We start from the raw sequence: 21284 nt of genomic DNA, 5'->3' as shown, positions 1-21284 counted from the left end.
GGTTTTGGCGGGCGTGAACAGGCCTGCGCACGGAGTGTCTGATACGATGAGTTCATCGCAGGTGATGTCGCAGGCGCTGCGCGCCAAGATCATGTCGGCGGACGACGCCGCCGCGTTGGTCAAGCCCGGCAGCCATGTCGGCATGAGCGGCTTCACCGGCTCCGGCTACCCGAAGGCCGTGCCGCTGGCGCTGGCGCGCCGCATCGAGGCGGCGCATGGGCGCGGCGAGCCGTTCCGCATCGGCGTCTGGACCGGCGCATCGACCGCGCCCGAACTCGACGGCGCGCTGGCCAAAGCCAATGGCATCGATCTGCGCCTGCCCTATCAGTCCGATCCCACCACGCGCCAGCGCATCAACGCCGGCAGCATGGAATATATCGATCTGCATCTCAGCCATGTCGCGCAATTCGTGTGGTTCGGATTCCTCGGCCATCTCGACATCGCCGTGATCGAATGCGCCGGCATCCTTCCCGACGGACGACTGATCCCGTCGACCTCGATCGGCAACAACAAGACCTGGCTCGACCAGGCCGACCGCGTCATCATCGAGGTCAATTCCTGGATGAACCCGGCGCTGCTCGGCATGCACGACGTCTATTACGGCACGCGGCTGCCGCCGCATCGCAAGCCGATCCCGATCATAGCTCCAGGCGACCGCATCGGCGAGACCACCTATCGCTGCAATCCGGACAAGATCATCGCGATCGTCGAGACCCATGCGCCGGACCGCAACACCACCTTCACTCCGCCTGACGAGGTCTCCGGTGCGATCGCCGGCCACATCCTGGAGTTCTTCGAACATGAGGTGAAGCAGGGCCGCCTGCCGCGCAACCTGCTGCCCCTGCAGTCGGGCGTGGGCAATGTCGCCAACGCCGTGATGGCGGGGCTCGATGAGGGGCCCTTCCCCCACCTGACGGCGTACACCGAGGTGCTGCAGGACGGCATGCTCAACCTGATCCGCTCGGGGCGGATGGATCTCGCTTCGGCAACCGCACTGTCGCTCAGCTCGGAGGCGGCGATCGAGTTCAACCGCGAAATCGAGTTCCTGCGCGACCGCATCGTGTTGCGGCCGCAGGAGATCTCCAACCATCCCGAGGTGATCCGCAGGCTCGGCGTCATCGCCATGAACGGGCTGATCGAGGCCGACATCTACGGCAATGTGAACTCGACCCATGTCCGCGGCAGCAGCATCATGAACGGCATCGGCGGGTCCGGCGACTTCGCCCGTAATGCCTATCTGTCGATCTTCATGACGCCGTCGACGGCCAAGAACGGCGCGATCTCCTGCATCGTGCCGATGGTGACCCATGTCGACCACACCGAGCACGACGTGCAGATCCTCGTGACCGAGCACGGACTGGCCGATCTGCGCGGCCTGTCGCCGAAGCAGCGCGCGCGCGCCATCATCGACAAGGCGGCGCATGCGAAATTCCGTCCGGCCTTGTCGGACTATTTCGAGCGGGCCTGCCGCGATTCGAGCGGCAAGCATACGCCGCATCTGCTCGACGAGGCGCTCCGCCTGCTCAGGCCCGAATGAGACTGGCCTCGGCTAGATCATGATGCGTTTCCACGGAAACGCATCATGGTCTTTCCTCCTTGTTTGTGCATGATCTTTTCGGAAAACCGGTTTCCACTTTTCCGGATCATGCTCTACCCCTTGGAGGTCAGCGGCCGCTGGATGAGCGGGCGCGCGGCCACCGGCGGATTGGCGGTCTGAGCGGCCAGTTCGCCGATCAGGCGATCCGCTTCGGCTGCGATCGAATCCGGCGCCTGCAGCACCAGCCGCTCCAACGCCCAGCGATAGGACGAGACGCGCTGCTCCAGGCAGATCTGTACCCATTGCACGATCAGCGAATTCTCCTGCATGCGCGCGACGGCATCGGCCTTTTCGCGCGGCGACAGCTCGGTCATATAGTGCATGCTGGCATCGCGCTTGCGGTCGAGATCGATCACGCGGATCGCGGATGCAAAGAACGGTTCGAAGCGAGTGATGTCGTCGCGTACGTCGTCGATCAGCTGCGCGTAGCGCGACGCATGCGAGCGATGCGGCTCGTCGATCAGCGCACGGCCATAGGCGGTGCGATCGAACGCCACCTTCTGGCGCCAGGGCGATGCTGACGGCTGGTAGTCGCCGAACACCGCCTTCCAGGCGGGACGCGAATGCGGCGGCTCGATCAGCGGATAAGCCAGATCGCGCAGTTGGCGCTCATTGTCAGTCAGCTGAAACTGCGATGGCTTGACGCCCACGCTGGCGGTGGCTTCCGCCCCGATCCATTTGTGCATGTCGTCGTTGCGCATATCGGCGCGCGTGCGGCCGAAATCACCGCCGCTGCAGGCGCCGAGCAATGCGCTGGAAAGACCAAGCGCGACGGCCGGCGCTGCCCGCCGGACCCGAACCATCATGTCCGGCATTCCCATTCCCCTGCGCAATCAGCGGCGACGGCGGCGGCGGCTCGGTGCGGCGCCCTCGCGGGGACCGCGATCGTCACTGCTGCTTTCCCGCTCGATGCGAACAACGGGAAGAATCACAATCGTCGCCATGCCCTCCTGCGGCGCGTCGGTCACCGGGGATCGCGCGCGACGCGCTGCATCCGTCGGGAATTCAATGATGGTCGCCATGTCAGCTCTCTTTCGTGCCCGAAGTTCGAACCCCCAAACTTTCCCCCTTGCCCGAACTTCGCAGGCCAGAGGGCACGCACAACTGACGATTTCGATGCGACGCCCTGACGAGACAAGGCAGCGGCGACGCGGTGAGACAGGATCGAGCCGGCATCATGTCAACGCCATGGCTCGACGCTCGAACGGGTCGATTAAGATCAGGACGTGGTTAAGAGGGTGTTAATGCACGCTGCCGGAAACACGGATGGCGTGCAGCCGTAGCGGAGATCGCAAGTGGGCGTTGCGCCTTTGTCTCACCGGGAAAATTCGGCCCATCTTCACCGATTGTTTTCCTTAACGGCCCATTAAAACAACTCGGCTCTAATCGACACAACGATTGCCGAAGTTGCGTACCCGACATGACAAGATCATCGCTGTTCCCCGGCTTCGACGGGTTGCTGACGCTGTCGCGCCGCGAGGGCGTCGACATCAAGCCCACTCTGCTGCGTGTCCTGACCGACCTCTATGTCCAAGCGAGCACCCATTCGGCGGATGAGGAGCGGCAATTCGTCGAGTTGGTCTCGCGATTGGTCGACGACGTCGATGACGCGACCCGCGCGGCCGTCCGCGCCCGCCTCGCGATCTATCCGGGTACACCGATCGAGATCCTGACGAAGCTCGGACTGCGGCCGGCGCAGAATGAAGCGATGCTGCCCTTGGCCGGACCTATTCCGTCGGCGCTCCGCGCATCTCCGCTCAAAGCTCCCGCACGCGAGGACACCCCGTCCGCCGGATTGACGATGCAGCCGCGTGATGCGGCCGAGCTCAGCGAGATGTTCCTGCGCGCCGGCGTCAAGGAGCGCATCGCCATCCTGGAGAACCTCGCCACCGCGCCGCTGCGGCCTGCAGCGCCCACACCGCCGCATCGCGCGCTGAATGCAATCGAGGCTTTGGAGATGGCGGCCTTCAATGCGGACGTGGAGACGTTCACGTTGGAGCTCGGCGAAAGCCTGCTGCTTCCGGCACGCATCACGCAGGAGGTGATGAACGATGCGAGCGGCGAGCCGCTCGCCTGCGCGGCAAAGGCGCTCGGCATGCCGGGCGCGGCATTCGAACGCGTGCTGCTGTTCCTCAAGCCCGAGATCGGCCAGTCGGTCGAGGCCGTCTTCAGATTGTCGCGGCTCTACGAGCGCCTCAGCGAGCAGGCAGCCTTGATCATGCTGGCGGCCTGGCGTGGCTCGGCGATCGCGGCGATCCGGGCGAAGCATCGCCCGGCTCTCTATGATGACGAACGGCAGAATGTCCGCGCAAGCACGCCGCGCACAGCGCAAGGTTCGCCGCGGCCGATCGTGCGCACCGTCAGCGAGGGCTTCAAGCGCTGACGCGCCGCTCTGCCGTCCTGGCTGAGCGGCTTCGGCATGGACGCTTGCGAATTGGCGCTCGCAACGGGAGGCTCGCGATGGCGGATTACGCCTGATCGCGGGCGAGGTCGAGAAAGTGGCGGCCCTGCTTGTCCTCGGTCTCCACGATCCAGGCGTCGGGATCGAAACGCACTTCCTTCACCAGACGCTCTTCGATCTGCGTCTCGGGCTGCGGCTGAGGAGCGATCGGGACAAAGAAGCGGTCGATCGGGCGACTGTCGTCATAGACGGTCTGCGGCGCCGGCATGTACAGCTGCGCGGTGCCATCCATCAAGGCAACCTTGATGAACACCGCACCGGCCTCTTCGGCGCCACGCCGGCGAATCGCGCTGAATGCGCCGGCCGACTGGCAGCGGCGCAAATAGGCGCTCACCCAGATGCTGCTCTTCAATCGCATGACAGGTTCACGGCCGGCGGAACGACGCGCTGCAAGCTGCAGCCCAGGGACGCCCTGCTCTATTCGATCGGATGGCCGATGACAATCGCTAGCTCGCGCACCAGCCGGTCCGACAGCTGGCCTGTCACCGGCAGCTTGCGCTCACGCTCGAACTTCTGGATCGCAGCCTGGGTCTCGGAGCCGATCATCCCGGTGGGCTTCAACTGACCATAGCCATATTCAGTGAGCGCGCGCTGGACTGCGGCGACGCGACGCGCGTTGCCGCCCGGCGTGGGCTGGGCGCGTGAGGCGCCCTGGCCGCCGCTGACCGACCGCACCAGGTCGGCCAGCGGATCGGCGTATTTCTGATCCGGCCGCGCATCGGCGGTCCGCTGCTCCGCCGGCCTCGGTTCCACGACCCGCGTGTCGGGAGGCCGGGTCTCGGTCACCTTGGGATCGAACGGAGAGAGATCGGCCTCCGTCGGTCGCGGCCGCGGCAACGGATTGGCATTGGCAAGCGCCGGAGGAATGGTGACGATCGAGCCGAACATCGGTGCGGGATGCGGACCCGATTGCAGGAAGACAGCGTTGACAATGATCGCGCTGCCGGCCGCACAGGCCAGCAGACCGGCGAACATGTCCTTGGGGCTGTAGAGGACGGCACGCATCAGCCAGCCGCGTTCGTCCACCGCCTCGACCGCGGCAGCAGCGGCACCGGCGCGCTTGCGGCGGCGCCGGACCGGCGCCTCATCCTCGTCTGCGGCTCGTCTAGGCACTCTTCTTCACCTGAATCACCTGCCCGGCCTGGGCAGATCGCGAAGGGGACAGCGCCGTGATCGTCGCGCCCGCCGCCTCCGCGGCAACACAATCGATGGGAAGCGCGATCGAGACCGTCGTTCCCTCGTCGAGCTTGCTTTCTATCGACATTTCGCCGCCATGCAAGTTCACGAGGCTCTTCACGATCGAGAGACCGAGGCCGGTTCCCTCGTGCCGCCGCTGATAGGTCTTGCCGGCCTGGAAAAATGGATCGCCGATGCGCTTCAGGTCGTCGGCCGCGATCCCGACACCTGTGTCGGTGATCCGCAGCAGCAGTTGTGGCCCCTCGATGGCGGCCGAAACCATGACCCGGCCGCCACGCTCCGTGAACTTGATCGCGTTGGACACCAGATTGATCACGATCTGCTTGAACGCACGCGGATCACCCGTGATGGTCGGGAGATCGTGCGGCACGTCGGCTGACAGATCGACGCCGTTTTCCCGGGCGCGCAGCGCCAGCAGATTGCAGCAATTGATCAGCGCTGCGCGCGGCGCGAACGGCTCGGGCGTCAGCTCGAAATTGCCCGACTCCATCTTCGACATGTCGAGAATGCCGTTCACGACAGACAGAAGATGCTGACCGGAATCATTGATCAGCTGGGCATATTCGCGGCGGCGCGCGGCGTTGAGCACCAGCGCCTGCTCCTGCATCAACATCTCGGAGAAGCCGATGATGGCGTTCAGCGGCGTGCGCAGCTCGTGGCTCATGGTCGCGAGGAATCGCGTCTTGGCCGCATCGGCACGTTCGGCCGCGCTGCGCGCCAATTCGAGCGCCTGCTCCTGCAGCTTGCGATCGGTGACATCGCGCATGACGGCGACCACCTCCTGCTCCGCGCCGCTCGGCGTCCGGGCGGCGGCATCGAGCGGCCGACAGCGCATCTCGACCCAGATGAAATCGACCGCATGATGCGGGCCGCGCGTGTCGCCCCCGGCATCGCGGCGGAGCCGGAACTCGACGCTCGACGCTTCGCTGCCGCGCGCCGCTTCCGACAACGCCGTCAGATAAGCGGGGCGATCGGCGACATGAACCCGCTCGAACAGGCCATGGCCTTGCAACTGGGCAACAGAGGTCCCAAGCAGATTCTCGACTGCAGGCGAAATGAACATCACCGCGCCGTTGCGCCGGTGGCGGGAGATCACGTCGCTCATGTTGCGCGCGAGCAGACGGTAACGCTCCTCCTCCATCGACAACAACGTCACGCCGGTTCGCGCCAGCGTGTCGGCGGCAAAAGCGAGCACGGCGGCATAGAGCGTGGCAGACGCGACGCCGAAGGCGAGCAGACCCATTCGCACCGCCGGATTCATCTCCGGCCTCGGCAGCCAGCCGAGATGCCCGATGAGGATCAGCAGCAAGGCGCATGACAGCGCCAGCGCCGCCGAGAACACCACGACGCGACGCGACGCCGAGAACGCGGCCTCCAGGGGCACGACGATCAGCCAGACTGCGGCAAAGGATTCGATGCCGCCGGTCTCGATCGAGACGGACATGATCAAGGCGGAGAGCGCGAGCGACGACAGCGCGCAGGCGCTCTCATAGCGGCCCGTGCGTGACAGATACCAGGACAGCAGGATCGGCGCGATCAGCCATGCCAGCGCGCCGACCTCGAGCGCACTCGGCGCGCCGCGCATCGCGAGATAGGCGGGAAAGACGGCGAACGCAGCCAGGCTGCCGAGCAGGCGCGGCGCGATGAAGGCGCGGTGGCGCGCGCGCGTCATCGCATCAGTTCGAGCCGATGGATGCAACAAAGCATCAAGACATTCGCGGATGATACTCAACACACTCACGGCTCTCGCGCCTCGGCCTGTCGGACACTGTCATAAAGAACGTGCCGGGACGCCCCCTGTCGTCACGCGTCAACCTGTCAGACTCGCATTAAGCGAACGCTAAGGGCCACGCTGCGGTGACTGCGCCATTCGGCCGGGATGGTGAACGCATGGTTTCCGCCTCTCAGTGCGACCGCCAAAGCGTCGCCATCCGCAGCTGGTTGGAAGGCGCGCCCTGCCGTCGCCAACGAAACGTTTACGTCGAAAAAAGTTCCCGGGCCGGCTTCGCGAAATCTCAACCAATTAAGCTCACAGCAAGCAGTCGCGACGTAAAACAAAGCATCCGCCGATCTCGGCCGCGCCTCTCAGAGACAGGCGAGATCAGGCAGGACGGTCGGGGTTGCGTGATGTTCTTTCTGCTTCGGATGGCATTCTGGCTCGGACTCGTGCTGGTGCTGCTGCCGCGCGAGAAGAGCCCCGACGCCGACAAGCTGCCGCAGATCAATGCGCACGAAGCCGTGCAGGCGGCGACCGCTGCGGTCTCCGACATGAGCCAGTTCTGCAAGCGTCAGCCGCAAGCCTGCGAGGTCGGCGGCCAGGCTGCGACCGTGATCGGTCATCGTGCCCAGGAAGGTGCGCGCAAGATCTATCAGATCATCACCGACAAGCCGGAGACGGCCGAGAAGCCGGCCACTGCGGACAAGTTGATCGGGCCGGTGAAGCCGGCCAATCTCGACAAGCGCGCCAACGATCATACCGGGTCGATCGACGGCCCCGCGGCTGAGGAGGCTCTGCCAGGAGACGCTGCCGCTGACACGCTGTCCAGCGACGACCTCGCAGCCGAATGGCGCCTGCCGCCGACGCCCTGACCCCACCGCAGCGCTGTCGCTTTCGTCCCGCCGAACGCCTATATGAGGGCGCATATCGGGACCTGAGAGCACCATGACGATCGACGAAATCCGCGACAATTTCGCCCTGCTTGACGACTGGGACGACCGCTACCGCTACGTCATCGAGCTCGGCCGCACCTTGGCGCCGATGCCCGAGGACGAGCACTCGGCTGCCAACAAAGTGCAGGGCTGCGCCAGCCAGGTGTGGCTGTCGCGCCATGTCGATCGCGGCGGCGCCGGGCCGATCCTGAACTATCTCGGTGACAGCGACGCCCATATCGTGCGGGGCCTGATCGCGATCCTGCTGACGCTGTATTCGGGACGCACCCCGCAGGAGATCCTCGCCATCGACGCGCCTGCTGTGTTCGACGAGCTCGGATTCCGCGAGCATCTGACGCCGCAGCGTTCCAATGGTCTGCGTTCCATGGTCGAGCGCATCCGCTCGGACGCGCGCGAAGCACTCGCCGCCGCCGGCTGATCGGTTCCGCTATTTCTCGCGCTCGGGGCGCTGCTGACCAAGCCCCATCTTCTTGGCCAGTTGCGAGCGCGTGACCGCGTAGTTCGGCGCCACCATCGGATAGTCCGGCGGCAGGTTCCATTTGTCGCGATATTGCTCGGGCGTCATGTTGTACTGGGTGCGCAAATGGCGGCGCAGTGATTTGAAGCGCTTGCCGTCCTCGAGGCAGACCAGATAGTCCGGATGGATCGACTTTTTCACCGGCACCGCGGGCCGCGCCGGCTCGGGCGCAGGCTCGCTGCGTCCCGCAGCGACGCGCGTCAGCGCGGCGTGGACCTGGCTGATGAGCGAGGGAATCTCGGCCGCAGGCGTCGGATTGTTGCTGAGATAGGCCGACACGATGTCGGCAGTCAGATCGATGAAGCTCTTGCCGGCTCCGTCCGTCATTGCCCCCTCGCCGTCTTCCACCCGGTGATTCTCGTAAGCAAGTATCGCTCTGGCCGAGCGCCCCTGTTGTCTTACGATTCTTCAAGCAATATGGGCAAATGACTGGCGAAATGACAATAAGGTGAGGACTTCTTCTTGAGAAGATCTGTCCACGGCGAAGTAATGTGTGCGGTATACCAGTGAGGTCGGCCGTCCGCGGCTCAGCCGCGGCCTTCGAGGTGCGTGCGCAATTCGTCGATCGAGGCAAAGCGCATCATGCCCTCCGGCATCTGCGCCTCGATCGAGCCGTCCGAATAGAGCGAATAGGCCATCCCATCGACAACACCGGACTTGATGATGCTGATCGCAGCCGGTGCCTCGGCCGGCGCGATCTCAGGCTCAGGGGCGGGCTCGGGCTCCGGCTCGACGAAAGCCGGCGCGGCGCGCGCGAAGCGACGCGGGAATGGCGGTCGAGGCGCCTCTGCCGCCCGCGGCCGCTCGGAGCGCTGCCAACCATCATCGAATCCCGGCGCAGGCTCCGGCGGCGCCGGAGCCTCAAGCGGCTCAGCGGGGGGCTCGGTCGGCGGAGGCTGCCGGAAATCGCTGGCGAACGGCTCGGAGCCGCGCTTGTCCGCCCGTTCACGATCCCGCCTTGACGATGAGGCGAACAGCAGATTGCGCTTGGGACGCTCGGACGCCTCCGTCTCCGGTCCGCCAAGGGTCGGTTCTGGCTCGGACGGCCGCAGCGGCGAAGCAAGCGGTGGCGGCGCGGACAGAGACGACAGGGGCCCGGCGGACATTGGCGAGGCAGGAATAGGCGCCGACGACAACGGCGCCGACAGGTCCGGCATGCGCGGACGCGCGCGCGGCGTCACGCCCTCCCGCCAGGCATCCTCGGCCGGCGGCATCGCGGGCGCGTCGAGGTCAGGCTTGTTCACCCCCGGCAATTGCAGCGGCCGGATCTCTGCATCCGCCGGACCGCGCGTGCGCAAGCGCTGCGAGATCACTTTCAACTCGGCGAGCACAGCCGCGAGTCCGAGCATCAGCAGGCCGCTGCAGACGCCGAGGGTTCCAGACAGGATCAGCGTGTTGCCGACGCTGAACTCTTTGACCGGAATACCCCAGGCTATCGCTCCAAGCCCAGCCAGCACGGCCAGAGCCCCAGCGGCCAACATCGCACTCATCATTCGAACCTATCCCCTAATGCGCCGGTACCAGACTGCGTCCCGACCGATATCACACTAGTTTCCTGCGGTTGCCCGCGTCCCTTGAATCCGGTTCTAGTCGAAATCCGCGACAATTTGCAGCGGAACTTCGGCCGCACTCCCGGCTCTCCACGTCGAAGCGGCCAAGCGCGCCACGATCGCGCCACATTTCCCCGCCGCTAACCCACGGAACCGGCTCGGGTTCCTCCGGGTTTTCCCGGAGCCTGATGGTTCAGGACGCGTTCATGTGGCTATGCCAATATGGCACCAAGCAGCCGAAATTCGGGCTCCTGCTGCACTGCAATGGACGCATGACGCGACTTTTCCAACACCTTGGAAACGAGGACGCGCTATATCCAGGCGGGGAACACAGGCCTGAAGCGCGGGAGCGGGGTCGTTAGGGGACGCCGGGTCACACTCAGCCATGACATCGATAACCACTTCGGTCCTCGAGACGCCGACGCGGCGGACCCTCGAGCGGACTTGTGACGATTTCGCCATGTTCGTGCTCGCCGCGGTCGCGGTGGTGGCCGGACTGACGTTCCGCGATTACGGCCTGGGCTGGGACGATTACACCCATGCCGAGTATGCCGATCTGTTGCTGCGCATGTACGGCTCCGGATTCAGGGACACGGCGGCACTGTCGTTCGCCAATCTCTATATGTACGGCGGCGGGTTCGACATGGTTGCAGCCCTGCTGCACAAGATCCTGCCCCTGGAATTGTTCGAGACGCGCCGGCTGGTCGGCGCCATCGTCGGGTTGATCGGCCTCGCGGTGACGTGGCGGGTGGCACGCCGCATCGGCGGCGCCGTGGCCGGCGTGGCCGCGCTGCTGCTGCTGGCCCTCTGCCCGATCTTCTACGGCCACATGTTCATGAACCCGAAGGATGCGCCATTCGCGGTGGCCATGGTGGTGCTGCTGATGGGTCTGGTGCGCCTGGCCGAGGAGTATCCCTACCCCTCGCCGCGCACCGTCCTGATCATCGGGCTCGGCGCCGGATTTGCGATCGGCTCGCGCATCCTTGGCGGCATGGCGGTGGTTTACGCCGTCGTCGGCTTCATGCCCCTGTTCGTGGAAGAATACCGCACGCAGGGCGCCCGCGAGGCCATCCGCCGCTTCGCGCATCTGATCTATGTGCTGATCCCCGGCCTGATCCTGGGCTACCTGATCATGGGCCTGATCTGGCCGTGGTCGATCATCGAGCCGGCCAATCCGTTCCGGGCCCTGACCTATTTCTCGCACTTCTTCGAGAAGCCGTGGAAGGAGATGTTCGACGGGGCCCTGGTCTCGGTGCCGGACATGCCCTGGTCGTATCTGCCGACGCTGTTTGCGCTGCAGATGCCGGAGCTGATGATCGGGCTGTTCGTGGCCGGCGTGGTCACCTCGCTGATGTCCTTGTCGCGGCCCGACATGCCGGCGCGTCAGAAGAGCATCCTGCTGATGCTGACCTTGGCGGCAACGCTGCCGATCCTGATCGCGATCGTCAAACGCCCGGCGCTCTACAACGGCATCCGCCACTTCGTGTTCGTGATCCCACCGATGGCGCTGCTCGGCGGCATCGCCTTTTCCTGGCTGCTGTCCTGGCTCAACAAGGACGAGCGCCGCAGCTGGCAGCCGGTGGCGATCGCCGCCTTCTGCTTCGGCCTGCTGCTGCCGCTGGCGGAGATGATCCGCCTGCACCCCTACCAGTACACGCATTTCAACTTCATCGCCGGCACGGTGCGCGAGGCCGACGCCCGCTTCATGCTCGATTATTGGGGTCTGGCACTGAAGCAGGCCTCCGATGGCCTCAAGGAGCAGCTCGACGAGCGTCAGGAAGTGCCGCCGATCGGTCACAAATGGAAGGTCGCGGTCTGCGGTCCGCAGCGGCCGGCCCAGGTCGCGCTCGGCCCCGATTTCACGATCGGCTGGGACAGTCATGCCGCCGACTTCGCGATGACCCTCGGTGAGTTCTACTGCAAGGGACTGACCGCTCCGGTGATGGTCGAGATCAAGCGCGACGACGTGGTGTTCGCACGGGTCTACGACATCCGCGGCCGCAGCATTTCGAGCCTGCTGTCGATCCCGGCTCCCTAGCCGATCGGCCATATGGTCAGGGCGATCGTCCCGATGAGGAACGATCGCCCGATGAGCCTGGCGTCTCTAGAGCATGATCCGGAAAAGTGGAAACCGGGTTTCCGAAAAGATCATGCTCAAACAAAGAGGAAAGATCATGATGCGTTTCCGTGCAAACGCATCATGATCCATTAGACGGGCTTAGAACCGCGCATCGATGTCCACGATGTCGATCAGCTTGTGATTGACGAACTCCTTCAGGCCGAGTCCGATCAGCTCACGACCATAGCCCGAGCGGCGGATGCCTCCGAACGGCAGATCAGCCTCGACCTTGGTCGGATGGTTCACGAACACCATGCCGGTCGAGACCCTTCTCGCGAGCTCGGCACCATGCGCCGGGTTGGCGGTGAAGACCGAGCCGCCGAGACCGAACGGTGAATCATTGGCGATACGAACCGCGTCATCTTCGTCCTTGGCGCGGAACAGCATCGACACCGGGCCGAAGAACTCCCAATGACGTGCCGGATTGTCGTCCGCGACCTCGGTCAGAATCGTCGGCTGCACGAAAGCACCGCGATTGGGCACCGGAGGGCCCACCTCCTCGGCCTTGGCGCCGAGCTGAACCGCTGCCCGGATCTTCTCCTTCACCTCGTCAGCCGCACCTTGCGACGACAGCGGCGCCAGCGTCGTCTTCGGATCGAACGGGTCGCCGGCGACAAGACCCGCAACGCCCTTGCGGTAGCGGGCGAGAAACTCGTCATAGATCGGATCGACCAGGATCATCCGCTTGGACGACACGCAGACCTGCCCGCCATTCCAGTGCCGGCCGAACACCGCCCATCTGGTGGTCTTGTCCAGATCAGCGTCCGCGAGCACGATGAAGGCATCGGCACCGCCGAGCTCCATCGTCGATTTCTTCAGCGCCTTGCCGGCTTGCGCAGCCACCACCGAGCCTGCCCCTTCGGAGCCGGTGAGCGCCACGCCGTGAACCCGGTCGTCGTTGAGAATGAGCTCGACCTGGGACCGCGTGGCATAGAGATTCTTGAACGCGCCGCGGGGCAGACCGGCCTCGGCCATCAGCTTCTCGAAGGCCGCCGCCGACTGCGGGACATTCGAGGCATGCTTGAGGAGCAGCGTGTTGCCGGCCGACAGCTGCGGCGCCAGGATGCGTGCGATCTGATAATATGGGAAATTCCACGGCTCGATGGCCAGCAGAACGCCAAGCGGCTCACAGACGAGAATGGCCTCGCCTTCGGCCGGATCCAGAACCGGCAGCTTTTCCGGCGCCAGCAGCGCCTCGGCGTGGCGGGTGTAATATTCGAGGATCTTTGCCGACAGTTCGACCTCGGCCTTGGCTTCGCTGAACAGCTTGCCCATCTCCAGCGTCAGCAGCCGCGCATAGGAGTCGCTGTCCCGGCGCAGGATGTCGGCGGCCGTCTGCAGAATCCGGCCGCGTTCGGCGAAGGACGTCTGCTGCCAGGCGAGAAACGCCTCATGCGCGGCGGCGATCGCCGCACGCACCTCGTCGTCGGTCGCATCCGGAAAGGAAGCGAGGGTTTCCCCCGTATATGGATTGATGGTCTGGTAGGTCATTGATCGTACTCCGTGGACCCCTCTCGCCCGCTGCACATGCACCTGCGGCGGGGTCCTGCGGAGCGCGCGGAGCCACGGCCTGGCATGTCGGTCGCCAAGCTATTGTGCACGCCGCCATGCGCATTGACGGTAATCAAGACGGGCCACCGGCGCCCTGCTCGCACCGGCCACCGCGGCGGCATGGGCGGCCGAAAGGCCGCAATCCATGCATGGCCGCCTCTGCGCCCGGCGTCTTGTCGGCCGCAAGCGGGCCGCCTAGGCTCCGGTCACGATATCGAGATTGGAGAATGCCATGTCGCCCGCGGAAGCTCGCCTGAAGGACGCGCCCTCGAACATGACCGAGGCCGAGTGGTCGCAGCGGGTCAACCTCGCCGCCGCCTATCGCCTGGTGGCGATGTTCGGCTGGGACGATCTCGTCGACACCCACATCTCCGCCCGCGTGCCCGGCCCGGAGCACCATTTCCTGATCAACCCCTATGGCCTGCTGTTCGAGGAGATCACCGCCTCCAGCCTGATCAAGGTCGACCTCTATGGCAATCAACTGTCGGAGAGCCAGTACAGCATCAATCCGGCCGGCTTCACCATCCATTCGGCCATCCACGAGGTGCGCGAGGATGCCGGCTGCGTCATCCATCTGCACACGCTGGACGGCGTCGCCGTGTCGAGCTGCGCCGACGGCCTGCTGCCGCTGAACCAGATCGCCCAATATGTCACCCATGATCTCGCGTATCATGACTATGAGGGCGTGGCCCTGGACCATGACGAGCGGCCGCGGCTGCAGCGCGACCTCGGCACCAAGAACCACATGTTGTTGCGCAATCACGGCACGCTGACCGTCGGACGCTCGGTCGCCTCCGCCTTCGAGCGCATGTATCATCTCGAGCGCGCCTGCTCGATCCAGGTGCGGACGCGCACGCTGGGCGCAACGGCCTATCCGGTCCGCGACGAGGTGGTCGACAAGAATGCGAAGCTGTTCGACAATCAGGATCGCGTCGAGCTGCGCTCGAACCAGCTGGTCTGGCCACCGCTGCTGCGCAGGCTCGATCGCGTCAATCCCGGTTACAGGAATTGATTTTCGCGCGCGCGGGCGATAGAAACAACCATCACCCTCTACGCTATTTGGAATGAAACGCCGCCCAATTCCGGGCGGCGTTTTGATTTGAGCGTGGTTGTTGACTGACCACGCCCGGCGAAACGTCAGCAGCGGCCGGCGCGGCCCAGGCCTTGATGCTCGGACAGACCGTGCAGTTGCTGCAGCTCCTCGGCCAAGCGGCGCTCGACGAAACGGCGCTCGTGGTCGGCGAGCCGGGTGGCCAGCAGCTTGCGATAGCGCCGCACATTGGCTTCACGGGAAAAGGCTTCGCGGGAGAAACGCAGCCGTGCCGCCGGCCGCACCCGGCCGGCAGCCCCACCTGGCGCATGGTCGGGCGCAGCTCCATCCGCCTGCACATCGGCCCGGGGCACGACACGCATCGCGGCGCCGCCGCGCGGCCGCGGCGGCTGATCCTCGCGATCCAGTTGCCGCAGCGCGCCGAGGACATCGGAGAGGCGCAGCGGCCGCGCAATGCCGGGAATTTCGCGCAGCTGCGGCTGTGACTCGACCGCATACATATCTGATGCCCAGGAGGACAGGATCAGCCGCTTCTCGGCCCGCGACAGTTTCGCGTCGTTGAGCAGATCGGCCGGGGATTCGTAGTGCGAGACCGGGTGGAAGGTCCCCCCGCCTGCGGTGGTGATCGAAACACTGCGCTCACTCATGTCGTGTCTCCTCCTAACGCTCCTTTCGCATGGACACTGCTGCCGAAGCGCGCGGGCACCACCGCCCGCGCGCCACGTGACATCGGCCTCACGCCGCCTTCTGTTGCGCGATCTGCTCGACCGGCCCGGTGTTGATCGCGATCCGGCGCGGCTTCATCGCCTCGGGAATTTCCCGCACCAGTTCGATCCGCAACAGGCCGTTGTCGAACGACGCCTTCGTGACCTGCACATAGTCGGCGAGATTGAACTGCCGCTTGAAGGGACGCGACGAGATGCCCTGGTAGAGATATTCGCGGCCGTCCTTGTCGGCCTTGCGACCTTCGACCGTGAGCACATTATGCTCGGCCGTGATCGCCAATTCGTCCGGAGAGAAGCCGGCGAGCGCCAGCGAGATCTGATAGCAGTAGTCGCCGAGACGTTCGATATTGTAAGGGGGATAATTGTCCTCGACCGCGCGCTGCGTCTCATCCAGCAGGTCGAACAGACGGTCGAAGCCGACGGTGGAGCGCCACAACGGGCTGAAATCGTAGGTCCTCATAGCCAAGTCCTCCAAAGAGCAAGATGGATACGAAGGAGCGCCGGCCGATGCAGGACCTCTGAGTACCAGACAAGCGGTCAGCGCCCAGATGACAGCCGGGCCCCGAAGGCACCCGGCACCGCCGAAGCGGCAAACAACGAATTAGAAAAACCGAAACCGGTTTCAAGAGGCTGCCGGCAGATTTTTTTGTCGCATCTGCGATGCGGTTGATCGGCCGGTCAGGCCGCCACGGCCGACAGCCGTTGCAGCCGCATCGTGGCCTCGCGCAGCACGCTGACCAGCCGGTCGCGCTCGCGCGCATCGAGATCGCCGCGCGACAGCACCGTCTGGCAATGCGCGACCACGCGCTGCTCACTTTCGATGAGAAAACGAGTCAAACGCCGCGGATCGGCAATCGCCATGGCGGCGGCCGGATTGGGTGGCGGATGATCGTACTGCCAGGCAGGCATGATCGCCCCTGCAAACACGCGAAAGCGCTGCGACCGAACCCCGGGCGGCGCGACAGCGCCCCAATCACACCTCCCGTCGACCGTCGCTCCATCGATGGCCGCAGCAATTGTGGCCGGCCATGGACGGATTGCGGTCTTAGGTTGTTTGATAGCTGCGCGTTATGGCCGATCCACGGCCAGTCACGGCCATCAGCTGCTTTCTTTTCAGCGAAGCGCACCGAATACCGTGGCGGGCCGAGCCGGCCCGCCACGGGTTCTGGCGATCAGAAGTCCATCGCCGGCGCTGCCTGCGTGGCCTCCGCCTTCTTCGGCTTGTCGGCAACCAGCGCCTCGGTGGTGATCAGCAGCGAGGCGACCGAGGCCGCATCCTGCAGCGCGGTGCGGACCACCTTGGCCGGGTCGATCACGCCGGCCTGCACCAGATCCTGGTACTCGCCGGTCGCGGCGTTGAAGCCCCAGCTGTAGGTGTCCTTCTCCAGGAGCTTGCCGACCACCAGCGAGCCGTCCTCGCCGGCGTTCTGCACGATCTGCCGCACCGGCACCTGGATGGCGCGGCGGATGATGTCGACCCCGGCCTTCTGGTCGGCATTGGCGGTCTTGACGCCGTCGAGCACCTTGGTGGCGCGCAACAGCGCCACGCCGCCGCCGGGCAGGATGCCCTCCTCGACAGCCGCGCGCGTGGCATGCAGCGCATCGTCGACGCGGTCCTTGCGCTCCTTGACCTCGACCTCGGTGGCGCCGCCGACCCTGATCACCGCGACGCCGCCGGCGAGCTTGGCCAGCCGCTCCTGCAGCTTCTCGCGGTCATAGTCGGAGGTGGTCTCCTCGATCTGCAGCTTGATCTGCTGCGTGCGCGCCTCGATGTCCTTCTTGGCGCCGGCACCATCGACGATGGTGGTGTTTTCCTTGTCGATGACGACCTTCTTGGCGCGGCCGAGCATCGACAGGGTCACGTTCTCCAGCTTGATGCCGAGATCCTCTGATATCGTGGTGCCGCCGGTGAGGATCGCGATGTCCTCCAGCATCGCCTTGCGGCGATCGCCGAAGCCCGGCGCCTTGACGGCGGCGATCTTGAGGCCGCCGCGCAGCTTGTTGACGACCAAGGTCGCCAGCGCCTCGCCTTCAACGTCCTCGGCGACGATCAAGAGCGGCTTGCCGGACTGCACCACCGCTTCGAGCAGCGGCAGCATGGTCTGCAGGCCCGACAGCTTCTTCTCGTGGATCAGAATATAGGGATCCTCGAGCTCGACCCGCATCTTCTCGGAATTGGTGACGAAGTATGGCGAGACATAGCCACGGTCGAACTGCATGCCCTCGACCACTTCGAGCTCGGTGTCGAGGCTCTTGGCCTCCTCGACCGTGATCACGCCCTCATTGCCGACTTTCTGCATGGCCTCGGCCAGGAAGCGGCCGATCTCGTTGTCGCCATTGGCCGAGATGGTGCCGACCTGGGCGATCTCGTCATTGCTGGTGATCTTCTTGGCGTGCGCCTTCAGGTCGGCCACGATGGCGTCGACCGCGAGGTCGATGCCGCGCTTGAGGTCCATCGGGTTCATGCCGGCGGCGACCGACTTCGCGCCTTCCTTCACGATCGCCTGGGCGAGCACGGTGGCGGTGGTGGTGCCGTCGCCGGCGAGATCGGCGGTCTTCGAGGCCACCTCGCGCACCATCTGCGCGCCCATGTTCTCGAACTTGTCCTCGAGCTCGATCTCCTTGGCGACCGTGACGCCGTCCTTGGTGATGCGCGGCGCGCCGAACGATTTCTCGATCACGACGTTGCGGCCCTTGGGGCCGAGCGTGACCTTGACCGCATTGGCGAGGATGTCGACGCCGCGCAGCATGCGGTCGCGCGCGTCGGTCGAAAACTTCACGTCCTTGGCAGCCATGTTCTCGTCTCCTTTCTCCGATGACTGTCAGTTGCGGGGATCAAGCAGCCTTCTTGGCCGCGACGGGGGCATCGATGATGCCGAGCAGGTCGCTCTCCTTCATGATCAGGAGATCCTTGCCGTCGATCTTGACCTCGGTGCCGGACCATTTGCCGAACAGCACGCGGTCACCCGGCTTGACGTCGAGCGGCACCAGTTGGCCCTGCTCATTCCGCGCGCCAGGGCCCGCGGCGACGATCTCGCCCTCCTGCGGCTTCTCCTTGGCGGTGTCGGGAATGATGATGCCGCCCTTGGTCTTCTCTTCGGCATCGATGCGGCGCACGAGCACGCGGTCGTGCAATGGACGGAAATGCATGCACATCCTCCTTCACAAGATCAGCGATGTCATAGGACCCGGGTCCCATGAGGCCCCCGGGCGAGCAACGACCTAGGAAAGCCGAACTTTTCGTTCAAGAGGGTCACGAAAAATTTTTGGCACTCGGTGGGAACGATTGCCAGGACGGCTCTTGACCGCACCGGCCGTCCTGACCAGTTTCACCGTCGCCAAATCCGTCCAGATTCCGTCGAGGAAAAAACGATGCAGATTCTGCGTTGTGTCCGGCCTTTGGTTCTGCTGCCGGCGATCGTGCTCTCCCTCCTGGCTGCCCCTGCCCTCGCCCAGATCCCGGACCTCAAGCTCGGCCGCGTGCCGACCTTGGCGCCACTGGTCAAGGAGGTCACCCCGGCCGTCGTCAACATCTCGGTCGAAGGCAAGGTCCGGCAGGACAATCCGCTGTACCAGGACCCGCTGTTCCGCGAGTTCTTCGACGTTCCGAAACAGGTCGAGAAGCAGATCAGCGCCACCGGCTCCGGCGTCATCGTCGATGCGCAGCGCGGCTACGTGATGACCGCCAATCACGTCGTCGAGCATGTCAGCACCGCACAAATCCGGACCAAGGACGGCCGCAAATTCTCCGCCCGCCTGGTCGGGCGCGATCCCGCCACCGACATCGCGGTGCTGCAGATCAAGGATCCGACCGAGCTCAAGGCGATCGCGCTTGGCGACAGCGATGCGCTCGAGGTCGGCGACTTCGTGATCGCGGTCGGCAACCCGTTCGGCCTCGGACAGACCGTCACCTCCGGCCTCGTCAGCGCGCTCGGGCGAACCGGGCTCGGCAAGCAGGGCTATGAGGATTTCATCCAGACCGACGCCGCGATCAATCCCGGCAATTCAGGCGGGGCGCTGATCAACCTCCGCGGCGAACTGGTCGGCATCAACACCGCGATCATCTCGCCGGGCGGCGGCAATGTCGGCATCGGCTTTGCCGTGCCGATCAACATGGCGCGACGGGTGATGGAGCAACTGGTCGCCAACGGCCGCGTCGACCGCGGACGCATCGGGGTCACCCTGCTCGATCTGGATTCGCCGGCCGATGGCCGCGTCCAGGGCGCCCGCGTCGCCGATGTGACCGTCGGCTCCCCGGCCGAGCGGGCCGGACTGCGCAAGGGCGACATCATCGTGAAGGCGAACGACATGCCGGTGCGCAGCGCGACGCAGGTTCGCAATCTCATCGGGCTGACGCCGGTCGGCCAACGCGTCCGCCTCGTGTTCGAGCGCGACCGCGCGCTCGGCAATGCGACGGTCGAGGTCGCGCCGGTTACCGAAGAACGCGCCCGCGCGCGAAGCTCGGGCTGAGCATGATCAACCTTCAGTCCACAATGGGGAGCGCCCACGACGTGTAGTAATTTTTTACCGCTCATCAAGCATGGAACGAGACGCCGATACCTCTCTAAAGGCCTGTTAAGCGCCTTGCCCTTAGTGAGCGCGAGGGCGGAGGTAATGACATGCGGGGTGACGGTCTGGCTTTCAGTTTGCCACGCTGGCGCGTGACGCGCTGGCTGGCAGACCCGGGATATCCGGTATCTCCCGACGATCGCCTCGCCCTGATCGGCGAGCTCTATGGCTGCTGGTCCGTGTTCGCCGGTGGCGCCATCAACACCGTGGCCGTCGCGGCAGCGCTCGCACTGCGCACACCGACTGCCCTGTTCATCAGCTGGCTTGCCCTGGAGCTCGTGATCTGCCTGTCTCGGCTGATCGTGATGATGATCGCCTATCGCAGGTCACGTTACAAGCTCACGACGCCGACCGATGTCCACATCCTGCTCTCGGTGGCCTGGAGCGCCAGCGTCGGTTTCGGTGTCGGCATCAGCTTGGCGTCGGGCGACTGGGTCGCGGCTTCACTCGCCTGCATTTCGTCGGCGGCCATGGTCGGCGGCATCTGCTTTCGCAATTTCAGTGCGCCACGCCTCGTCGGCACGATGATCCTGTGCAGCATCGGCCCGGTGCTCCCGGGTGTCGCGATTTCCCATGAACCGCTGCTGTTCGTGATGTATCTGCAGATGCCGGTGTACTTCGTGGCGATGACCGGCGCGGCATTCCGCCTGAACAAGATGCTCGTCGCGGTCATGCGCGCCAAGACCGAAAGCGATGAGCGGGCGCTGCGCGATCCGCTCACGGGCCTGTCCAACCGTGCCGGCCTGATCGAGGCCTTGCAACGAAAGCTCGCGGGCAAGGCCGATGCGGACCAGCGCTTCGCCGTGCTCTATCTCGATCTCGACGGCTTCAAGCCGGTGAACGACACCTTTGGCCATGCGGCGGGCGACGAACTGCTGAAGATCGTCGGCCGGACGCTGCGGCAGGTCGTGTCTCCGGCCGACCTGATTGCGCGGATCGGGGGCGACGAGTTCGTCGTGCTGGTCAGCGATCCGTCGATCGACCACGCCCTGGCGCTCGGCGAACGCATCATCGAGATGATCACTGCGCCGGTGGTGCTGCCGGGCGGCGCGCGCGTGCATATCGGCATGAGCATCGGCATTGCGGCCGCGCCCGAGCACGGCAGCGATGCCGAGGCTCTGCTGTTTGCCGCCGACGCCGCGCTTTATGATGCCAAGTCGAGCGGCAAATCGTGCTGGAGACTGGCCTCGGCAGAGGCCAATCTCGCAGCCTTGCGCAAATATGCCGGCATCGATCAGGTCGCGGCCGAGAAGCTGACCGCGGCCTGAGGCGTTCGC

The 21284-nt window shown here is 65.1% G+C and carries 21 protein-coding genes; 8 read left to right on the top strand and 13 right to left on the bottom strand.

The window, feature by feature from the left end; all coding sequences use genetic code 11:
- Positions 1–46 precede the first annotated feature (46 nt).
- On the top strand, positions 47–1537 hold the full coding sequence (locus tag BBTA_RS14260) for an acetyl-CoA hydrolase/transferase family protein (RefSeq protein ID WP_012043191.1): 1491 nt from the start codon (positions 47–49) through the stop codon (positions 1535–1537).
- Positions 1538–1650: 113 nt separating this feature from the next.
- Here BBTA_RS14260 and BBTA_RS14255 read toward each other — a convergent pair whose 3' ends face one another.
- Both BBTA_RS14255 and BBTA_RS14250 read right to left on the bottom strand, forming a co-directional pair.
- The gene (locus BBTA_RS14255; protein ID WP_012043190.1) at positions 1651–2400 is read right to left on the bottom strand and encodes a hypothetical protein; all 750 of its coding nucleotides are present in this window, start codon (positions 2398–2400) and stop codon (positions 1651–1653) included.
- A 30-nt stretch (positions 2401–2430) separates the two neighbouring features.
- Positions 2431–2619: a hypothetical protein gene (locus tag BBTA_RS14250; RefSeq protein WP_012043189.1), complete on the bottom strand. Its 189-nt coding sequence runs from the start codon at positions 2617–2619 to the stop codon at positions 2431–2433.
- 398 nt (positions 2620–3017) lie between these two features.
- On the opposite strand from BBTA_RS14250, the gene BBTA_RS14245 reads away from it, so the two are divergent.
- The gene (locus tag BBTA_RS14245) at positions 3018–3980 is read left to right on the top strand and encodes a DUF2336 domain-containing protein (RefSeq protein WP_012043188.1); all 963 of its coding nucleotides are present in this window, start codon (positions 3018–3020) and stop codon (positions 3978–3980) included.
- Between the two features lie 85 nt (positions 3981–4065).
- On the opposite strand, the gene BBTA_RS14240 is transcribed toward BBTA_RS14245, so the two are convergent.
- The 3 genes from BBTA_RS14240 to BBTA_RS14230 are packed head-to-tail and all read right to left on the bottom strand — an operon-like array spanning position 4066 to position 6927.
- Positions 4066–4416, bottom strand: coding sequence for a DUF1491 family protein (locus BBTA_RS14240; RefSeq protein WP_012043187.1), 351 nt, complete (start codon positions 4414–4416; stop codon positions 4066–4068).
- Between the two features lie 59 nt (positions 4417–4475).
- A complete protein-coding gene (locus BBTA_RS14235) occupies positions 4476–5171 on the bottom strand; it encodes a peptidoglycan-binding domain-containing protein (protein WP_012043186.1) in 696 nt (231 codons plus the stop codon).
- A complete protein-coding gene (locus BBTA_RS14230) occupies positions 5164–6927 on the bottom strand; it encodes an ATP-binding protein (RefSeq protein WP_012043185.1) in 1764 nt (587 codons plus the stop codon). The genes BBTA_RS14235 and BBTA_RS14230 overlap by 8 nt, the downstream gene beginning before the upstream one ends.
- Before the next feature lie 455 nt (positions 6928–7382).
- On the opposite strand from BBTA_RS14230, the gene BBTA_RS14225 reads away from it, so the two are divergent.
- Both BBTA_RS14225 and BBTA_RS14220 read left to right on the top strand, forming a co-directional pair.
- Positions 7383–7844, top strand: a complete 462-nt coding sequence (locus tag BBTA_RS14225) for a DUF5330 domain-containing protein (protein WP_012043184.1) — start codon at positions 7383–7385, stop codon at positions 7842–7844.
- Positions 7845–7917: 73 nt separating this feature from the next.
- Entirely contained in the window at positions 7918–8343 is a 426-nt protein-coding gene (locus BBTA_RS14220) for a SufE family protein (RefSeq protein ID WP_012043183.1), read from the top strand.
- Between the two features lie 9 nt (positions 8344–8352).
- Here BBTA_RS14220 and BBTA_RS14215 read toward each other — a convergent pair whose 3' ends face one another.
- Together BBTA_RS14215 and BBTA_RS14210 are read right to left on the bottom strand one after the other, a co-directional pair.
- Positions 8353–8769: a MucR family transcriptional regulator gene (locus BBTA_RS14215; RefSeq protein ID WP_012043182.1), complete on the bottom strand. Its 417-nt coding sequence runs from the start codon at positions 8767–8769 to the stop codon at positions 8353–8355.
- 200 nt (positions 8770–8969) lie between these two features.
- The gene (locus BBTA_RS14210; protein WP_012043181.1) at positions 8970–9935 is read right to left on the bottom strand and encodes a hypothetical protein; all 966 of its coding nucleotides are present in this window, start codon (positions 9933–9935) and stop codon (positions 8970–8972) included.
- A 442-nt stretch (positions 9936–10377) separates the two neighbouring features.
- Here BBTA_RS14210 and BBTA_RS14205 point away from each other — a divergent pair, with 442 nt between their 5' ends.
- The gene (locus tag BBTA_RS14205) at positions 10378–12030 is read left to right on the top strand and encodes a glycosyltransferase family 39 protein (protein WP_041750635.1); all 1653 of its coding nucleotides are present in this window, start codon (positions 10378–10380) and stop codon (positions 12028–12030) included.
- Positions 12031–12210: 180 nt separating this feature from the next.
- Here BBTA_RS14205 and BBTA_RS14200 read toward each other — a convergent pair whose 3' ends face one another.
- Positions 12211–13602: an NAD-dependent succinate-semialdehyde dehydrogenase gene (locus tag BBTA_RS14200; RefSeq protein WP_041750634.1), complete on the bottom strand. Its 1392-nt coding sequence runs from the start codon at positions 13600–13602 to the stop codon at positions 12211–12213.
- A 292-nt stretch (positions 13603–13894) separates the two neighbouring features.
- Between BBTA_RS14200 and BBTA_RS14195 the strand changes: the two genes are divergently transcribed.
- Positions 13895–14674, top strand: coding sequence for a class II aldolase/adducin family protein (locus tag BBTA_RS14195; RefSeq protein WP_012043178.1), 780 nt, complete (start codon positions 13895–13897; stop codon positions 14672–14674).
- A gap of 125 nt (positions 14675–14799) precedes the next feature.
- Here BBTA_RS14195 and BBTA_RS14190 read toward each other — a convergent pair whose 3' ends face one another.
- The 5 genes from BBTA_RS14190 to groES all read right to left on the bottom strand — a co-directional run bounded on the left by BBTA_RS14190 (position 14800) and on the right by groES (position 18588).
- Positions 14800–15360 carry a hypothetical protein gene (locus BBTA_RS14190; RefSeq protein WP_012043177.1) on the bottom strand — a complete coding sequence of 187 codons (561 nt, stop codon included), beginning with the start codon at positions 15358–15360 and terminating at the stop codon, positions 14800–14802.
- An 88-nt stretch (positions 15361–15448) separates the two neighbouring features.
- Positions 15449–15898: an Hsp20 family protein gene (locus BBTA_RS14185; RefSeq protein WP_012043176.1), complete on the bottom strand. Its 450-nt coding sequence runs from the start codon at positions 15896–15898 to the stop codon at positions 15449–15451.
- Positions 15899–16116: 218 nt separating this feature from the next.
- A complete protein-coding gene (locus BBTA_RS14180) occupies positions 16117–16347 on the bottom strand; it encodes a hypothetical protein (protein ID WP_012043175.1) in 231 nt (76 codons plus the stop codon).
- Positions 16348–16610: 263 nt separating this feature from the next.
- On the bottom strand, positions 16611–18233 hold the full coding sequence (gene groL / locus BBTA_RS14175; RefSeq protein WP_012043174.1) for a chaperonin GroEL: 1623 nt from the start codon (positions 18231–18233) through the stop codon (positions 16611–16613).
- A gap of 40 nt (positions 18234–18273) precedes the next feature.
- Positions 18274–18588, bottom strand: coding sequence for a co-chaperone GroES (groES, locus tag BBTA_RS14170; RefSeq protein WP_012043173.1), 315 nt, complete (start codon positions 18586–18588; stop codon positions 18274–18276).
- A 222-nt stretch (positions 18589–18810) separates the two neighbouring features.
- Here groES and BBTA_RS14165 point away from each other — a divergent pair, with 222 nt between their 5' ends.
- The gene (locus tag BBTA_RS14165; protein WP_012043172.1) at positions 18811–19908 is read left to right on the top strand and encodes a trypsin-like peptidase domain-containing protein; all 1098 of its coding nucleotides are present in this window, start codon (positions 18811–18813) and stop codon (positions 19906–19908) included.
- Positions 19909–20057: 149 nt separating this feature from the next.
- The gene (locus tag BBTA_RS14160) at positions 20058–21275 is read left to right on the top strand and encodes a diguanylate cyclase (protein ID WP_012043171.1); all 1218 of its coding nucleotides are present in this window, start codon (positions 20058–20060) and stop codon (positions 21273–21275) included.
- Positions 21276–21284 lie beyond the last annotated feature (9 nt).

The sequence above is a fragment of the Bradyrhizobium sp. BTAi1 genome (assembly GCF_000015165.1).
Lineage (GTDB): Bacteria > Pseudomonadota > Alphaproteobacteria > Rhizobiales > Xanthobacteraceae > Bradyrhizobium > Bradyrhizobium denitrificans.
This window is presented reverse-complemented; position numbering and strand designations above follow the sequence as displayed.

What these genes read in the sequence shown, in the direction of transcription:
- BBTA_RS14260 (WP_012043191.1), top strand. Translation starts at nt 47, where the DNA reads ATGAGTTCATCGCAGGTGATGTCGCAGGCGCTGCGCGCCAAGATCATG.
- BBTA_RS14255 (WP_012043190.1), bottom strand. Translation starts at nt 2,400, where the DNA reads ATGGTTCGGGTCCGGCGGGCAGCGCCGGCCGTCGCGCTTGGTCTTTCC.
- BBTA_RS14250 (WP_012043189.1), bottom strand. Translation starts at nt 2,619, where the DNA reads ATGGCGACCATCATTGAATTCCCGACGGATGCAGCGCGTCGCGCGCGA.
- BBTA_RS14245 (WP_012043188.1), top strand. Translation starts at nt 3,018, where the DNA reads ATGACAAGATCATCGCTGTTCCCCGGCTTCGACGGGTTGCTGACGCTG.
- BBTA_RS14240 (WP_012043187.1), bottom strand. Translation starts at nt 4,416, where the DNA reads ATGCGATTGAAGAGCAGCATCTGGGTGAGCGCCTATTTGCGCCGCTGC.
- BBTA_RS14230 (WP_012043185.1), bottom strand. Translation starts at nt 6,927, where the DNA reads ATGACGCGCGCGCGCCACCGCGCCTTCATCGCGCCGCGCCTGCTCGGC.
- BBTA_RS14225 (WP_012043184.1), top strand. Translation starts at nt 7,383, where the DNA reads ATGTTCTTTCTGCTTCGGATGGCATTCTGGCTCGGACTCGTGCTGGTG.
- BBTA_RS14220 (WP_012043183.1), top strand. Translation starts at nt 7,918, where the DNA reads ATGACGATCGACGAAATCCGCGACAATTTCGCCCTGCTTGACGACTGG.
- BBTA_RS14215 (WP_012043182.1), bottom strand. Translation starts at nt 8,769, where the DNA reads ATGACGGACGGAGCCGGCAAGAGCTTCATCGATCTGACTGCCGACATC.
- BBTA_RS14210 (WP_012043181.1), bottom strand. Translation starts at nt 9,935, where the DNA reads ATGATGAGTGCGATGTTGGCCGCTGGGGCTCTGGCCGTGCTGGCTGGG.
- BBTA_RS14205 (WP_041750635.1), top strand. Translation starts at nt 10,378, where the DNA reads ATGACATCGATAACCACTTCGGTCCTCGAGACGCCGACGCGGCGGACC.
- BBTA_RS14200 (WP_041750634.1), bottom strand. Translation starts at nt 13,602, where the DNA reads ATGACCTACCAGACCATCAATCCATATACGGGGGAAACCCTCGCTTCC.
- BBTA_RS14195 (WP_012043178.1), top strand. Translation starts at nt 13,895, where the DNA reads ATGTCGCCCGCGGAAGCTCGCCTGAAGGACGCGCCCTCGAACATGACC.
- BBTA_RS14190 (WP_012043177.1), bottom strand. Translation starts at nt 15,360, where the DNA reads ATGAGTGAGCGCAGTGTTTCGATCACCACCGCAGGCGGGGGGACCTTC.
- BBTA_RS14185 (WP_012043176.1), bottom strand. Translation starts at nt 15,898, where the DNA reads ATGAGGACCTACGATTTCAGCCCGTTGTGGCGCTCCACCGTCGGCTTC.
- BBTA_RS14180 (WP_012043175.1), bottom strand. Translation starts at nt 16,347, where the DNA reads ATGCCTGCCTGGCAGTACGATCATCCGCCACCCAATCCGGCCGCCGCC.
- groL (WP_012043174.1), bottom strand. Translation starts at nt 18,233, where the DNA reads ATGGCTGCCAAGGACGTGAAGTTTTCGACCGACGCGCGCGACCGCATG.
- groES (WP_012043173.1), bottom strand. Translation starts at nt 18,588, where the DNA reads ATGCATTTCCGTCCATTGCACGACCGCGTGCTCGTGCGCCGCATCGAT.
- BBTA_RS14165 (WP_012043172.1), top strand. Translation starts at nt 18,811, where the DNA reads ATGCAGATTCTGCGTTGTGTCCGGCCTTTGGTTCTGCTGCCGGCGATC.
- BBTA_RS14160 (WP_012043171.1), top strand. Translation starts at nt 20,058, where the DNA reads ATGCGGGGTGACGGTCTGGCTTTCAGTTTGCCACGCTGGCGCGTGACG.